The sequence below is a fragment of the Streptomyces sp. NBC_01390 genome (assembly GCF_045040105.1).
Classification (GTDB): domain Bacteria; phylum Actinomycetota; class Actinomycetes; order Streptomycetales; family Streptomycetaceae; genus Streptomyces.
Map to the genome: position 1 here is coordinate 2967972 of NZ_CP109551.1, position 14247 is coordinate 2982218.

The following is a 14247-nucleotide window of genomic DNA, read 5'->3' on the forward strand; positions in this document are numbered from 1 at the left end:
GTTACCTGGCTCGGCTACTACTTCGTGCCGAAGAGCTGTTCGATCGGGTCGATCGCGAAGTAGATCAGGAACAGGGCGCTCGTGCCCCACAGGAGCCAGTGGACCTCCTTGGCCTTGCCGAGGACCGCCTTGATGAGGACGTAGGCCAGGAAGCCGGCGCCGATGCCGTTGGTGATCGAGTACGTGAACGGCATCACGGCGATCGTCAGGAACGCGGGGATGGCGATCTCGTACTTGTCCCAGTCGATGTGCTTGACCTGGGTCATCATCAGGAAGCCCACCGCGACCAGGGCGGGGGCGGCGGCCTGCATCGGGACGATGGTCAGGATCGGCGTCAGGAAGAGCGCGCAGGCGAACAGTCCGCCGGTGACCAGGTTGGCGAAGCCGGTGCGCGCGCCCTCGCCGACGCCCGCGGCCGACTCGATGAACGAGGTGGCCGAGGACGAGGAGCTCGCGCCGCCCGCCACCGCCGCCGCGCCGTCGATGAGCAGCACGCGGCCGAGGTTCGGGACCTTGCCCTCCTCGTCCAGAAGGCCGGCCTCGGCGCTGATGCCGACGACCGTGCCCATGGTGTCGAAGAAGTCCGACAGGATCAGCGTGAAGATCAGCAGGACGACGGTGATCACCGTGGTCTCGCCGAACGCGCCGAACAGGCTGAAGTGGCCGATCAGTCCGAAGTCGGGGGTGTCCGCGATCTTGTCGGGCCAGGCCGGCGTGGTCAGGCCCCAGCTCTTGACGTCGGCCACCGAGTTGATGACGAGCGCGAGCAGCGTCATCGTGACGATGCTGATCAGGATCGCGCCGCGCACCTTGCGTGCGAGCAGGCCGATGGTCAGCAGGACGCCGAGACAGAAGACGACGATCGGCCAGCCGCTGAGGGTGCCCGTCCCGCCGAGCTGCACCGGGACCGTGGTGTTCGCGGCGTCCGGGATACGGCTGACGAAGCCGGCGTCGACAAAGCCGATAAAGGCGATGAACAGGCCTATACCCACGCCGATCGCCGCCTTGAGCGGCGCCGGAATGGCGTGCATGATCGCTTCTCTGAGGCCGGTCACCACAAGGACGCAGATCAGCAGGCCCTCCAGGACGACCAGGCCCATCGCGTCGTCCCAGCTCATCAGCGGGGCGATCTGGAAGGCGACCACCGCGTTGAGGCCGAGGCCCGCGGCGAGGGCGAGCGGGAGGTTGCCGCCGACGCCCATGATGATCGTCATCACCGCGGCCACCAGGGCGGTGGCGGTGACGAGTTGAACGCTGTCGAGCTGGTGACCGAACTTGTCCTTGGCGCTGCCCAGGATGATGGGATTCAGGACAAGGATGTAGGCCATCGTGAAGAACGTGGCGAAGCCGCCGCGTACTTCACGGGCGAAGGTGGATCCCCGCTCGGAGATCTTGAAGTAGCCGTCGACGCTGCTCGCCGTGGGAGGCGCGCCCTTCGGCCGTTCAGCCACCTTCTGTGGTTCGGACATGACAGATACTCCTCGTTGCCTGATTGATCTGTGTGCGGATGCAGGCTGGATTGTCCCTGGGTTGAACCGTTCTCAGGTTTTCTCCGTGTTACGGAATCAGGATCGACCCGTTGTACGGCACTCGAAGGTCCTTACGCACGCCTGATACTCTCTCGGCTCTCGCGCCAAATGATCACCGCCTCTTCACCGGCACACCACAGCGGCCGTATACGCGAGCGCCCGGGCCCGCCCGGCGGCCGCCACCGGCCTGGGAAACTCAGCGAACTAAGGGGAGAAGTCGCCCGTGGGCACTGTCGTCGACGACGCAGCCTCCGTGGAGTTCCACGCCTTCTTCGAGCGGCACTACGCCGAACTCGCGCGTCTGGCCCACCTGCTGACGGGCGAGGCGGACGCCGCCGACGACCTGGCCGCGGACGCGCTGCTCGCGCTGTGGCACCGCTGGGACCGGGTGCGGGCCGCCGATCATCCGGTGGCGTACGCACGCGGAGTGGTCGCCAACCTGGCCAAGACCCGTATCCGCAGCGCGGTCCGGGAGCGTCGGCGCATCACCCTGTTCTGGTCACAGCGGGAAGAGAAGACGGAGAATCCCGACATACCCGGCGTCATAGATGTGCAGACGGCCCTGCGCAGTCTGCCGTTCCGTAAGCGGGCATGTGTGGTGCTCCGGCACGCTTTCGACCTCTCGGAGAAGGACACCGCGCTCGCCCTGGGAGTTACTGTCGGTACGGTTAAAAGCCAGACGTCCAAGGGAATGGCCGAACTGCAGCGGCTCCTTGGCACCGACGAGGCCCCGCTTCCGGTGCGTACCCCAGTACGCACCACTGGCGGAGCGGGAAGGACGAACCGATGAGGACGCCGCACGACGAGCTGCGCGCCGGGCTGCGCGAAGCGGCCGAGGCGTACGAGCCCGACCGCGCGCGCATCCTCGCGCGGGTCGAGCGAGGCATGGCCGCCGGTCCCGAGGGGAAGCGCTCCCGGCGCCGGGCGACGCGTCCCCCGCTGCTGGCCTGGGCCCGGGTCGCGGGCGCGACCGCCGCCGTCTCCGGGATCCTCGCGATGGGCGGGTACGCGCTGGCGTCCGTGGTGACGAGCGACGAGACACCGGCCGACCCGACCGTCTCGGTCTCACCGTTGCCGACCCCGTCCCCGGACGCGACCAGCCGGGCACCGATCCAGCCGGCCCCGGAGCCGTCCAGCGGCAACGCCCACGACGACAGGCCGAGTTCGGCACCGACGCCCACCCCAACACCGAAGGCCTCGAACACCGTGGCCACGCCGGACGCGAAGGGCACCGAGGACGGGCCACTGTGGTCGGACGGCTCGGTCGGTACGAACAGCAACGACTTCTGGGCGCAGAGCGACGTCACCATCAAGAACTCCAAGCAGCTCACCGCTCTCACGGTCGAGTTGAGGATCGCCCAGACCGGCCAGGTCGCCTCCACGGGTGCCTGGCGGTCGGCGCCGGAGGACGACTTCGATCTGACGGTCGCCGAGCGCGACGGTCTCCTGGTCTACACGTGGGTGCTCAAGGACGGCCACAAGGTCGGGCCGGGCGAGTGGGTCTTCGCGGGCCAGTACAACCACACGCGCGGCGGCCGGGACGCGAAGGACGACACGTACACGGTGACGGGCGAGGCAGCGGGCGAACAGCTCGCCGTGAAGGGCGACTTCGCGGGCCAGGACGACCCCGGCACGTCCGCCGAGGGCGATTCCTGAAGCCGGGCGGCGGCTCCCGAAGAATTTTCGCCGGACGCGGCAACCCTTTCCGCCCCGGCGGCGACCAAGGCACAGAAGCGTTCAGAATCGACCGTGTTCCGCAGGGAACCACCAGCGAGTTCTGGCCATCTGACATCGCGTACGAGCAAGTGAATCTTCAAGCACGACGGAGCCGGCAGTCTTGAGCACGCACAGGAAGAACCTCAGTCGCCGCAGGCTGCTGGCCGCTTCGGCCGTGGGCGTGGCCGGGACGGGCGCCGCGGTGGCGACCGGCAGCAGCCTGCTGTCGTCCGCGTCGGCGGCTACTTTCGGCCACACCGACGACGGAAAGAACTTCGTGATCAACACGGGCGCCTCGCTCGTCTTCAAGATCTCCAAGTCGACCGGCGACCTCACGTCCCTGGTCTACCGGGGCAAGGAGTACGAGGGGTACGGCGGGAAACACTCGCACGTCGAGTCGGGGCTCGGCGCGTCCACGGTGAGCGTCAGGCAGTCCGGCTCGACGATCCTGGTGAAGGTCGTCCACGGGGCGATCACCCAGTGGTACGCGGCCCGCAGCGGCCAGAACAACGTCTACCTGTGGACGAACAAGGCGGACGCCTCCTTCACCGCGACCCGTTTCCTCGTTCGCCTCAAGCCGGGGATGTTCCCGAACGAGGGGTCGGACTCCTGGATCGAGGCCTCCGACAAGATCATCGAGGCCGGGGACGTCTGGAAGCGGGCGGACGGCACCACGCACTCCAAGCACTACTCGGGCAAGCGGGTCATCGACTACGACCACATCGGCTTCACCACCGGTTCCGTCGGCCTGTGGCTCGTGCGCTCCAACCACGAGAAGGCGTCCGGCGGCCCCTTCTACCGCTCGCTGCTGCGCCACTCGAACGACAAGGGCGCGGGGCTGTACGAGATCCTGCACTACAACGAGGCCCAGACCGAGCCGGAACGTTTCGGCCTGCAGGGCCCGTACGTCCTCGCCTTCACGGACGGCGGCGCCCCCTCGGCCTCCCTCGCCGCCGCCCGCCTCGACACCTCCTGGGTGGACGGGCTCGGCATCACCGGCTGGGTGGGCGCGGCCGGGCGCGGCAAGGTGGCCGGCGTCGGCATCAAGGGGATGGACGCGCAGCACCCGTACACCGTGGGCTTCGCGAACCCGGACGCCCAGTACTGGGCGCAGGCCGCCGCCGGCACCGGCGCCTTCTCCTGCAAGGGGATGCTGCCGGGGACGTACACGCTGACCGTGTACAAGGGTGAACTGGCCGTGCACACCGCTTCGGTGACGGTGAAGGCGGGCGGCGCGACCGCGCTGAACAGCATCACCGTGACCGGGGACCCGTCCGCCGCGAAGACGATCTGGCGGCTCGGGGACTGGGACGGCACACCCGGCGAGTTCAAGAACGCCAAGCTGATGACGTACGCGCACCCGGCGGACGCCCGCGCGGCGAAGTGGACGGGGAACGTCACCATCGGCGGCTCCCAGGCGGCGTCGGCGGACTTCCCGGCCTACATGTGGAGCGGCGTCAACGACGGCGTCCTCGTGTACTTCAAGCTGACCGCGGCCCAGGCCGCCGCCGCGCACACCCTGCGTATCGGCATCACGGACGCCTTCGCGGGCGGGCGCCCGCGCGTCACGGTCAACGACTGGGTGTCGGCCGTCCCCCAGGCGTCCACGCAGCCCTCGACGCGCTCCCTCACCACGGGTTCGTACCGGGGGAACAACCGTACGTTGACGTACAGCGTCCCTTCCAGTGCGTGGAAGACGGACCCGGGGCAGTACAACGTACTGAAGATCAACATCGTCAGTGGTTCGAGCGGCACGGCGTTCCTCAGCCCGGGCACCTCGTTCGACTGCATGGATCTGCTGGCCTGAGCCCCCCTCGGCCAGTCAGAGAGCCCCCTGCCGGTGACGACCGGCAGGGGGCTCATTTTCTCTTTGCACGCGTGGCGTACGTCAGTCCATGGTGGCCCCGACGGCCGTCGTGGCCACCGTCAGGAACGTGGTCGCCGGCAGCGAGCCGTCCGGCCGACGGGGGCCGTACGCGGTGGTCGCGTCCTTCGACCTCAGTGCCGGTGTCGGGACACCGCTGTCCCAGTTGTCGGCGGCCGAGACGGTCGACGGGCCCAGCTCGGCCGGGCCGCCCTCGTTGTTCACCGCGAGGTTCCTCGCGAGCCTGGCCCTGCCGGTGGCGAAGTAGAACCCGGACCGGGCGTTGGCGTAGGCGGTGTTGCGACGGAGCACGATCGCGGCAGTGTTGGAGTTCTCCGTGAACCCGTGCAGGTCGTTGTCCCAGGCCGCGTTGTCGTTGAGGACGTGCGCGGCCGAGGCGCCTCCGCCGCCCAGCTTGAAACCGTTGCCGTTGCCCTCGAACGCGGGGTCCTTCCAGCGGTTCCTGCCGTTGCCGAAGGCCCAGCTGTGCTCGACGGTGACGGGGGTGGAGAACTGCCAGAGGTCGATCCCGTCGTCCGCGTTGTCGTAGAGGCGCGCTCCGCTGATCCGGTTGCCGGTGCCGGAGCCGAACTTGATGGCGAGGCCGTCGGCGTTCCGGCCGTGGCCCGCAGGGTCGTAGTTGAGGTAACTGTCCAGGTCCCGCACGAGGTTGCCGGTGGTGCCGTCGCCGCGCAGGGTGAAGCCGGAGTCGCCGTTGCGCGCGGTGACGAGGTTCGTGAAGATCCCGCCGACCGACGAGGTGGCGACGAAGCCCTGGGCCGGGGAGTTCTGGAAGGTGAGGTTCCGGACCGTCCAGTAGTCGCCGTAGATCCCGGCCAGCCAGGAACCGGCGGGCAGCCTGGAACCGTCGATCCGCACCTTCTCCCCGCCGTACGCCTGGAGGGTGATCCGCGCCGAACTCGTGCCGTTGGCCGTCGACTTGAGGGTGGCCGTCGGGTAGTACGTGCCGGCGCGCACCTGGATGACACTGCCGGCCACCGCGTTGCGCACCGCGGACTCCAGCCCGGCTGTACTGGACACGGTGACCGTGGCGCCCGCGGCGCCGGCGCCCTCGGGCGAGAGGCCCAGGTAGACGCCGCCCGCGCCCGAAGAGAGCGCCACGGCGGCGGCGATGGACAGGGTGCCAGTTCTGCGGTGCCGGCCGGTACCGATGCGCACGGACGTTCCTTTCCTCGCCGGACGGGGACGAGCCGGGCCGCGGCCCCGATGAGGTGGGGCCGCGGCCCGGCTCCGCTGCCTTGTTGCCGCCCGGCTGAAAAGGGTTGCCGCGGTCCGCAGATGAGCCGTCGAAACTTTCGGTCCCGCCGGCCTCGTCCGCACCGATTGACGCACTGTCCCCCCGCTGGCGAGACTCCGAGGACGATCACTCAACAGAAACCATCAGACTCCCACAGGATGTGTCATGCGCCCCCACCTCGCCCGCGCCTTCCTGCTCCCCCTCATCTCCCTGGCGGCCCTGCTCCTTGCCCTGCTCGCCGCCCCGCCCAGCCCCGCCGCCTCAGGAGCCCCACCCGTGACACAGCAGAACCCCGAGCCGCGACCCGAGCCCAAGTCGACGCAGAAGTACGCCGGTTACCTCTTCGCCTACTTCACCGGCGAGGGCACGGCCGACGGTGAACAGATCCGGTACGCCCTCAGCCGTGGCGACGACCCGCTGCACTGGCGGGAGTTGAACGCGGGCAAGCCGGTCCTGACCTCCACCACCGGGGAGAAGGGGCTGCGCGACCCGTTCGTGATCCGCTCCCCCAAGGGTGACAGGTTCTACATGATCGCGACCGACCTGCGCATGTACCGCAACAGCAGCGGCAGTTGGGACGACGTCCAGCGGCACGGCAGCAAGTCGATCATGGTCTGGGAGTCGACCGACCTGGTCCACTGGACCGACCAGCGACTGGCGAAGGTGTCCCCCGAGGCGGCCGGCAACACCTGGGCGCCGGAGGCCTACTACGACAGGAAGCTCGGCTCGTACGTCGTCTTCTGGGCGTCGAAGCTGTACGCCGACGACGACCCCGGGCACACCGGCTCGACGTACAACAAGATGATGTACGCCACGACGAAGGACTTCCGCAGCTTCAGCGAGGCGAAGGTCTGGGACGACCCGGGTTACTCGGTGATCGACTCGACTGTCGTGGAGCACAAGGGGACTTACTACCGCTACACGAAGGACGAGCGGGACCCCACCTCCAGCTCTCCCTGCGCCAAGTTCATCACCGGCGAGAAGTCGACGAGTCTGACCTCGACGAAGTACGACCTGGTCGCGGACTGCATCGGCAGCGGTGCGATGGACCGCGGTGAGGGCCCGACGGTGTTCAAGTCGAACACCGAGGAGAAGTGGTACCTGTTCGTCGACGAGTACGGCGGTCGCGGCTACGTCCCCTTCGAGACCACGGACCTCGACTCGGGCCGGTGGACCCCGTCCACGAACTACCAGCTGCCCGCAAGTCCCCGGCACGGCACGGTACTTCCGGTGACCCAGAAGGAGTACGACCGGCTGCTGGCCGCGTATCCGTCGACGCCCACCTCGGTCGTGGACGTGACGGCGAAGGGCCAGAAGGGCTACTCGATCGTCACCGAAGCCTCGTCGAAGGTCGTGCTGCCGATGCGACCGGGCACCGATCTCACGCGTCTCGCACCGGAGTTGGCGGTGGGTGCGGGCGCCACGGTGACCCCGGGGTCCGGCACCCGGCGCGACTTCCGGGGGCCGCAGACGTACACCGTGAGGGCGGCGGACGGCACGACCCGTGTCTGGACCGTCGAGGCTGTGCCGACCGGAAGTCCCGTGCTGCCAGGCCTCAACGCCGACCCGGACGTGCACTATCTGAACGGCGAGTACTGGATCTACCCGACGACCGACGGCTTCAACGGCTGGGGCGGGACACGGTTCAAGGCGTACTCGTCGAAGGACCTGGTCCACTGGAAGGACCACGGCGTCATCCTCGACCTCGGCGCGGACGTGTCGTGGGCCGACAAGTACGCCTGGGCGCCTGCCATCGCCGAGCGGGACGGCAAGTACTACTTCTACTTCTGCGCCGAGCAGCAGATCGGTGTGGCGGTGGCGGACTCCCCCGCGGGCCCCTTCAAGGACGCGTTGGGCAAGCCGCTGGTGGCGAAGGGCGGTTCGTTCCAGGGCCAGATGATCGACCCGGCGGTCTTCGCGGACGACGACGGGACGTCGTACCTCTACTGGGGCAACGGCCACGGCTATGTGGTGCCGCTGAACGACGACATGGTCTCGTACGACGCCTCGAAGGTGCAGGACATCACCCCGGACAACTTCCGCGAGGGTTCCTTCGTGATCAAGCGGAACGGCACGTACTACTTCATGTGGTCCGAGGACGACACGCGCAGCGAGAACTACCACGTCGCCTATGCGACAGGACCGTCCCCGCTCGGCCCGTGGACCAAGCAGGGGACGATCCTGTCCAAGCGTCCCGAGTACGGCATCCTCGCCACCGGCCACCACTCCGTGGTGAACGTCCCCGGCACCGACGACTGGTACATCGTCTATCACCGGTTCGCCCTGAACGGGCCGGGGAAGGCGGGCGGGGACGGTATGCACCGGGAGACGACCATCGACCGCATGGAGTTCGCGGCCGACGGTTCGATCCGGCCGGTGGTACCGACCCTGGAGGGGATCAGGCCGGTACGGAAGTGAGCCTCAGCTGACGAAGTACGTCGGGTTCGGCAGCTTGAACGTCTTGTCGGCGTAGCCGCCGTCGAGGTCCGAGTACTGGTCGCCGAGGTTGGCGACGATGTCGTACCCGAGGTCCTGCTCGATGTGCTCGCGGGTGCCGCCCTTGTACTGCACGGTCGTGCAGGTCCAGGTGCCGGGGGTGGCGCAGGCGCTCAGGTAGGACGGCGGGTTGGCCTTGTCCTTGAGGAACACGTGGTCGGCGTCGAGGTTCACATCGGCGCCGATCTTCTTCAGGTTCTCGACGGCGGCGGAGCGCTGCGCCTCGCTCAGGCCCGAGTTGTAGAAGACCTCGACGCCCTTCTTCTCGGCGTACTGCACCAGCTCGGCGCTGCCGAACACCCCCGGGCGGTCGGCCTTGTTCACGTAGTCGGCCCAAGTGGTGGGGTTGTACGTGTAGTTGTAGCGCTTCTCGTAGTCGAGGCTGAGCAGCAGCGTGTCGTCGATGTCGAAGACGACGGCGGGCTTGTGGCCGCCATGGTGGTGCGTCTTGCGGGCGGCCTGGTCGATCTGCTTCTTCATGGCCTTGTCGACGGCCGCGAGGTCCTTGGCGTACTGGCTGTCGGGAGACGCCTGGTAGACGCCGTTGGCGTCGGCCGTGGTGCCGTAGTAGGTGTCGATGTCCTTGACCAGGAGCCCGATGTTGTAGGGCTCGTGCGTGGAGTTGGCCGTGGACTGGTGGGCCGTGGCCGCACCGGCGCCGTACACGGCGACGCCGACGACCGCACAGGCGGTGGTGGCGGCAGCGATACGCAATGTCTTATGCATGACAGAGGTTCTACGCGCGTCACCCCGGTGGGCGCGAGACCCGTCGGGTAAAAAACGGGTCAAGCGCCCCGGGCCGGGGTGTTGAACGGTGCGATCAGTTCATCGTCGCGCCGATGGTGGTGCTGCCCGTCGTCAGGAACGTGGTCGCGGGCAGGGTGCCGCTGGAGCTGCGGGCGTTGTACGTCGTGGAGGCGTCCGTCGACTTGAAGGCAGGGGTGCTGATGCCGCTGTCCCAGTTGTTGCCGGACGAGGAGACCTTCGAGCCCTTGCTCACCGAGCCGCCGCCGTTGCTCACCGCGAGGTTCTTGCCGAGCTTCGCGGAGCTGGTGGCGAAGTAGTAGCCCACCTTGCTGTTGGCGTAGGCGGTGGTGCGGTTGATGACGATCGCGCCGGTGTTGGAGTTCTCGGTGAAGCCGGTCCCGGCGTTGCCCCAGGCGGCGGAGTTGTTGATGACGTGGGCGACGACCTCGCCGTCGCCGCCCAGCTTGTAGCCGTTGCCGTCGCCCGCGAAGGCCGAGTCGGACCAGCGGTTGACGCCGTTGCCCATGGACCAGGTGTGCTCGACGGTGACGGGCGAGGAGAAGGACCAGAAGTCGATCCCGTCGTCCGAGTTGTTGTAGAGGCGGGCCCCGGTGATCAGGTTGCCGGTGCCGGAGCCGAACTTCACGGCGATGCCGTCGGCGTTCTCGCCATGGTTGGCGGCGTCGTAGTTGCCGTAACTGTCGATGTTCTTGACGGTGTTGTTGACCGTGCCGTCGCCGGTGAGCGTGAAGCCGGAGTCCTTGCCGTTGATGGTCTTGATGTTGTTCCAGACCGTCCCGGTGCAGGACTGGCAGACGACCGCGCTGTCCGGGGAGTTCTGGAAGGTGATGTTGGAGACGTTCCAGTAGTCCGCGGTCAGCTTGAAGATCCAGTCGCCGGCGGGGAGGGACGAGCCGTCGATCTTCACGGTCTCCGAGCCGTACGCGGTGAGCGTGATCGGCGCGGAGGAGCTGCCGTTGGCCGTGGACTGGAGGGTGGCCGTCGGGTAGTAGGTGCCGGCTCGGACCTGGATGACGGTGCCAGCGGTGGCGTTCTTGATGGCGTTGGACAGGTCGGTCGAGTTGCTGACGACCACCGTCGCGGCCTGGGCGGGGGTGGGGAGCACCGCGAGGCCGACACCGGCGGTGGTGACGGCGAGAGCGGTCAGGGAGCTTTTGACGCGGGTGATACGACGCATGACGTGCGGGTCCTTTCGTCGTAACGGGGAAGGGAGTCGGTGATGCGGTTGGGGTGCGCGTGGGGGGGGTGGAGGAAAGCGGTTGTGGGCGGGCGGTGGGGGTTACAGGACGGCGTCCAGCCATGAGAAGACGTCGTCCTGCATGGGTGCGGTGAACACGTGGCCGAGGTCGGGCCAGATCCTGGTGTGCAGCCGCTCCCCGGCGCGGCGTGAGCGCCAGACGGCGCGCAGCTTCTCGTGGGCCACGCGTACGCCCTCCGCCGGGAACAGCGGATCCTGGGCGCCGTGGAAGAACAGCATCGGCCTGGGTGCGGCGATGCTCGCCACGTCGGGGAAGTCGAGGTGCCGGGCGAGCCCGGGGTGGAGCATGTAGTAACTGGACTGGCCGCGCAGGGTGTTGTTGCCGGGGACCATCATTTCCCGCAGCCCCGTCATCCAGCAGACGCTGGCCGCGGCGGCGATGTCGTCACTGAGCGCGGCGGTCTGCCAGGCACGGAAGGCGCCCATGGAGAACCCGACGGCCGCGACCCGCCGCCGGTCCACGCGGTCGAGCCCAGCGAGGAAACGGGCGGCGCGTACGTCCTCGCGGGCCATGAGTCCGGCGAGGGACGAGCCGAGGTTGTACAGGTTGCTCGCGAGGGCCTGCTGCTGGTCGTAGGCGAGGGGACCCCGGTCGGCCCAGCCGAGCGCGTCGAGCGCCAGCACGACGTAGCCGCGCCGGGCAAGCTCGTCGCCGACGAAGCGTCCGCTGAAGTACCGGTCCGCCCAGGCCTGCGCGGAGGCGAGCCGGGTGTCGTCGTACCAGGGCCTGACCAGCTTCTCCTTCCCGATGTCGAACTTCGCCCCGTGGTCGTGGAGCAGCAGTACGGCGGGGAAGGGGCCGGGGCCGTGCGGGGTGAGCAAGGCGCCGCGCACGGGCTCGTAGCGGGTGAGGGCGAGCGTCACCAACTCCCTTGTGTAGGTCGGCGTTTCGGTGCGGTCGCTGAACTCGGGGCCGTACGGGGTTCCGTCGCCGTCCGGTTCGACGAGCAGCGTCTCCTCCACCTTGGCGCGGGCGATGCGGCGCCAGGCCCGGAAGTCGCGGACGCCGGATCGGCCCCAGGCGAGCGGAAAGTCCAGCTCGTCCTTGAGCGCCGGATAGAAGCCGGGCAGCGGGCCCTCGACGACCGCCGACTCCAATCCCGGTGCAGCCTGCGCGGGTTGGGCGGCGGCGCCGCCCATCAGCGCCGCCCCCGCTCCCACGACGAACGTCCGCCGCCCCACCGCCGGGTCACGGCCGGTCATACGGGCACCAGTCCCCGAGATACGTGCGCCGCGTGTGCTCGCCGGCCTCCGCCGCCGTGAGCTGCGGCCGGTTCTCCGGCGCCGTGATCACCGCGCCCGGACCGGAGTTGGCGTACTCCCGAAAGCGCATGGTCTGCCAGGGATAGGCGTCGCGCATGTTGGTGTACGGGGTCACGGCGTCGATGCCCGGGCCGAGCCAGGTGTCCCGGACGACCAGTGAGGGCCAGGCCGTTGTCTCGTACGACGGCACCCAGGGCCGGGCGATCTTGTACGCGCCGTCCTCCGCGCCCGAGGTCACCAGGCCGCGCACGGCGAGGAAGCCGTAGGGGTTGGCGCGGGCCGTGGCGGGAGCGAAGACCATGCCCTCGGGTCTGAAGGCGACGTCCCGGTCAAGGGTGTGGAAGTGGCAGCGCTCGAAGACGGCCCGTGCCCGCCCGAAGACGAAGTCGACGTCGCCCTCGATGTAGCAGTCGCGGTAGTAGTGCCGGTCGAAGGCGGTCAGTGCCGTCGTGTCCGCGAACAGGGTGTCCTGGTGGGCGAGGAGCCGGACCCGGGTGAACTGCGACCGGTCCCCGGTTACATACGCGGCGACGGCCTGGGTGCCGGTGATCTCCGGGTGGTCGGCGCGCAGCCAGTCGTTGGCGAGGGTCAGGTCGCGGACGGTCAGGCCGGGCGCCGCCGAGGTGAAGGTGGCGGAGCCGGCGGTGCCGTAGGTGCCCGAACCGTCGGGTTTCCGGGTGCCGTTGGCGTTGTCGTACACGATGACGGTGTCGCGCGGATCGCGGGTGGCGCCACGGATCGTCAACTCGGCCGCCTGGGCGGGGATGTTGACGACCTCGCGGTACGTCCCCGGGTGGACGACGATCGTCCGGCCCGCCCCGCCCGTGGCGACCACCGCGTCCACGGCGGCCTGGACGGAGCCGCCGGGACGGACATGCAGGACGCGGTGCGCGGCCGACGCGAAGGCGGGAGCCGTACCGGCGGCGACAAGGCCTGCCGTGAGCCCGGTGAGCAGGGTGCGCCGGCGCATCTCAGCACCACCGCCCGCGCCACGGCGTCCAGTCGCCGAGGTAGGCCTCACGGGTCGCCGACTCGGCTTCGACGGCGTCCAGTTGGGGACGGTTCTCGGCGACGACGATCCTGGCGCCCGGGCCCGTGTTCCGGTACTCGGCGAACCGCTGGCCCTGCCACGGGTAGCTGTCCGACATGTTGGTGTAGGGCGCGACCGCGTCGATGCCGGGACCGAGGCGGGTGTCCCGGACGGTGAGCATCGGGCGGGCGGTGGTGTCGGAGCTGGGCACCCAGGGCCGGGCCAACTTGTAGGCGGCGTCCGGGGCTTCACTGGTGACGCGGCTGTCGGTCACCAGGTGGCCGCGGGGGTTGGTGCCCACGGTGGAGGGCGCGAAGACGAAGCCGTAGGGGGTGCCCGTGAGGTCGGTGCGGTCGAGCGTGCGGAAGTGGCAGCGCTCGTACACGGCGGTGGCCCGGCCGAAGACGAAGTCGACGTCCCCTTCGGCGTAGCAGTCCGCGAAGTACTGCCGGGCGTACGCCTCACGGCTCATCGAGTCGGCGTACAGGGTGTCCTGGTGGCCGAGGAACCGGCAGTGGTGGAACGCCGCACGGTCGCCCTGCACCTTGATGGCGACGGCCTGGGTCCCCGCGATCTCCGGGTGGTCGGCGCGCAGCCAGTCGTTGGCGAAGGTGATCCAGCGGGCCGTGAAGTCGGCGGCCTGGACCAGGGTGGTGGCGGAGCCGGTGGTGCCGTAGGTGCCGCCCCCGGGCTTCGGGGTGCCGGCGGCGTTGTCGTACACGATGACGACGTCACGCGGGTTCTCGGCGGCGCCGATCAGCGTCAGTTCCGTACGGGCGGCCGTGACGGCGACGGTCTCGCGGTAGACCCCCGGTGCGAGGACCAGAGTGAATCCGCTGCCGCTCACTTCCGACACCGCGGCCTGGACGCCGGTGAAGTCGCCGGTGCCTGCCGCGTCGACGTACAGCGTCCGCTCGGTCAGGCGGCGCGACGGGGAGCCGTAGCGGCCGAACCGGGTCCGGCCGGCCGCGCGGGCGGGGGCCGCGAGCCCCAGGGCCAGTGCGGCCCCGGTGCTCGCGGCGACGAACGACCGTCTGCTCAACGGGAGTTCAGGGCTCGCCATGA

General features: G+C 69.1%; 11 protein-coding genes. 4 read left to right on the forward strand and 7 right to left on the reverse strand.

Annotated features, from left to right (window positions below; all coding sequences use genetic code 11):
- Window positions 1–17 precede the first annotated feature (17 nt).
- Window positions 18–1469 carry an NCS2 family permease gene (locus OG241_RS13220; protein ID WP_405815474.1) on the reverse strand — a complete coding sequence of 484 codons (1452 nt, stop codon included), beginning with the start codon at window positions 1467–1469 and terminating at the stop codon, window positions 18–20.
- 283 nt (window positions 1470–1752) lie between these two features.
- Between OG241_RS13220 and OG241_RS13225 the strand changes: the two genes are divergently transcribed.
- From OG241_RS13225 to OG241_RS13235, 3 genes are all read left to right on the forward strand, one after another.
- Entirely contained in the window at window positions 1753–2319 is a 567-nt protein-coding gene (locus OG241_RS13225) for a SigE family RNA polymerase sigma factor (RefSeq protein ID WP_405815475.1), read from the forward strand.
- Complete coding sequence (locus tag OG241_RS13230) at window positions 2316–3185, forward strand: hypothetical protein (protein WP_405815476.1); 870 nt, start codon at window positions 2316–2318, stop codon at window positions 3183–3185. The genes OG241_RS13225 and OG241_RS13230 overlap by 4 nt, the downstream gene beginning before the upstream one ends.
- 181 nt (window positions 3186–3366) lie before the next feature.
- Window positions 3367–5052 (forward strand): rhamnogalacturonan lyase B N-terminal domain-containing protein, encoded by a 1686-nt coding sequence (locus tag OG241_RS13235; RefSeq protein WP_405815477.1) that lies wholly within the window; start codon window positions 3367–3369, stop codon window positions 5050–5052.
- Between the two features lie 81 nt (window positions 5053–5133).
- Here the strand turns inward: OG241_RS13235 and OG241_RS13240 are convergent, their stop codons facing one another.
- On the reverse strand, window positions 5134–6288 hold the full coding sequence (locus OG241_RS13240) for a right-handed parallel beta-helix repeat-containing protein (protein ID WP_405815478.1): 1155 nt from the start codon (window positions 6286–6288) through the stop codon (window positions 5134–5136).
- Between the two features lie 244 nt (window positions 6289–6532).
- Here OG241_RS13240 and OG241_RS13245 point away from each other — a divergent pair, with 244 nt between their 5' ends.
- Complete coding sequence (locus OG241_RS13245; protein WP_405815479.1) at window positions 6533–8785, forward strand: family 43 glycosylhydrolase; 2253 nt, start codon at window positions 6533–6535, stop codon at window positions 8783–8785.
- A gap of 3 nt (window positions 8786–8788) precedes the next feature.
- Here the strand turns inward: OG241_RS13245 and OG241_RS13250 are convergent, their stop codons facing one another.
- From OG241_RS13250 to OG241_RS13270, 5 genes are all read right to left on the reverse strand, one after another.
- Window positions 8789–9589, reverse strand: a complete 801-nt coding sequence (locus OG241_RS13250) for an HAD family acid phosphatase (RefSeq protein ID WP_405815481.1) — start codon at window positions 9587–9589, stop codon at window positions 8789–8791.
- Between the two features lie 94 nt (window positions 9590–9683).
- On the reverse strand, window positions 9684–10808 hold the full coding sequence (locus OG241_RS13255) for a right-handed parallel beta-helix repeat-containing protein (RefSeq protein ID WP_405815483.1): 1125 nt from the start codon (window positions 10806–10808) through the stop codon (window positions 9684–9686).
- Window positions 10809–10910: 102 nt separating this feature from the next.
- On the reverse strand, window positions 10911–12092 hold the full coding sequence (locus OG241_RS13260) for a dienelactone hydrolase family protein (protein ID WP_405815484.1): 1182 nt from the start codon (window positions 12090–12092) through the stop codon (window positions 10911–10913).
- Window positions 12079–13122 carry a pectinesterase family protein gene (locus OG241_RS13265; protein WP_405815485.1) on the reverse strand — a complete coding sequence of 348 codons (1044 nt, stop codon included), beginning with the start codon at window positions 13120–13122 and terminating at the stop codon, window positions 12079–12081. Before OG241_RS13265 ends, OG241_RS13260 begins: the two co-directional genes overlap by 14 nt.
- A 1-nt stretch (window position 13123) precedes the next feature.
- Complete coding sequence (locus OG241_RS13270; protein ID WP_405815486.1) at window positions 13124–14245, reverse strand: pectinesterase family protein; 1122 nt, start codon at window positions 14243–14245, stop codon at window positions 13124–13126.
- Window positions 14246–14247 lie beyond the last annotated feature (2 nt).